The 1,172-nt window shown below is 44.9% G+C and carries 1 protein-coding gene; it reads left to right on the top strand.

Going from position 1 to position 1,172, the window contains the following annotated elements:
• Positions 1 to 2: 2 nt before the first annotated feature.
• Positions 3 to 1,172: TonB-dependent receptor plug domain-containing protein (locus tag R7070_RS25975; protein ID WP_318141483.1), on the top strand; the 1,170-nt coding region annotated here is incomplete at its 3' end.

Raw genomic sequence — 1,172 nt, 5'->3', positions numbered from 1 at the left:
CGATCACCCTGGCATCGCTGCTTTCACCTGTCTCTTATCTACAGTCCCAAGAAGTTTCTGTTGACGAAACCATCGTTGTTACTGCGAATCGATTCAAGCAAATCGATGGTGCTGTTCTAGCTCAAACCGTGACAGTAACGAAAGAAGATATTCGCCGTCAGCAAGCTGACAGTTTGTTTGATGTGTTCCGTACTTTGCCTAGTATTGAGGTTGCTCAATATGGTGGCCGTGGCCAAAGCGCATCGATTTTTGTTCGCGGTGGCAGTGCCACCCAAGTGTTGGTTTTGGTTGATGGTGTACGCATGCCTCGCGCAATCATGGGCGGTATCGATTTCAACCAATTTCCAATCAACTCTATTGAACGTATCGACTACATTCGCGGCGCACGCGCATCTATCTATGGCTCAGAGGCGATTTCCGGCGTAATTAACATTATTACTCGTGCAAATATTGATGATGATGCAAGCCGAGTGTCGGCGGGTTATGGCTCCAACAATCATAAAAAAGGCGCGTTTGCTGTATCTAAACCTGTTGGTGAAGGTAAGCACATCAAAGGGGTATTAGGTTACGAGAAAACGGATGGTTTTAACGTTAAACCTTTGCCGGGTTTGAATGATGGCGATGAGCACGGATTTGAAACGTTGAACCTTAAATTAGGTTACCAGCAAAACTTTTCTGATAATTTTTCTGGTTACGTAGGCTTTAGTACATACAGCAACGAATACGACTATGACAACAGCAGTTATGGCAATCCTGGGTGGGGAACAGTAGATAAGCACGAAAAGAAAACGGGTGAAGTGGAATACGTAGGTGCAGATTTGTCACTTGAGTATTCTAAAGATGTTTACACTTCTGAGTTGAAGTTAGCTTACGGTCAACAAGACAACTATGACCTTAAATCGGGCCAAAGTAAGTCGACCGGCGATCACGTGGCCATCGAACAGTTCAATGCAATTTGGCTAAACTCATACAGCATCAATGATGAACTGAGTATTGGAGGCGGCTTAGATTACCGTAATGAGAAGTTAGCAAAAGGCTACCTTGCACCAAGTGACTGGGGACCAGCGAAAGACTACAACCCAGAGAAGAACCCAAGAACAAACATTGGCATCAGCGCAATTGCTCAATATGCATTGAATGCATGGACCTTCGAAGCCAGCGTACGTAATGAT

It is taken from the genome of Vibrio sp. 1557 (genome assembly GCF_033340175.1).
Lineage (GTDB): Bacteria > Pseudomonadota > Gammaproteobacteria > Enterobacterales > Vibrionaceae > Vibrio > Vibrio alginolyticus.
The sequence above is the reverse complement of the archived record's forward strand: the minus strand, read 5'-3'. Positions and strand labels throughout refer to the sequence as shown.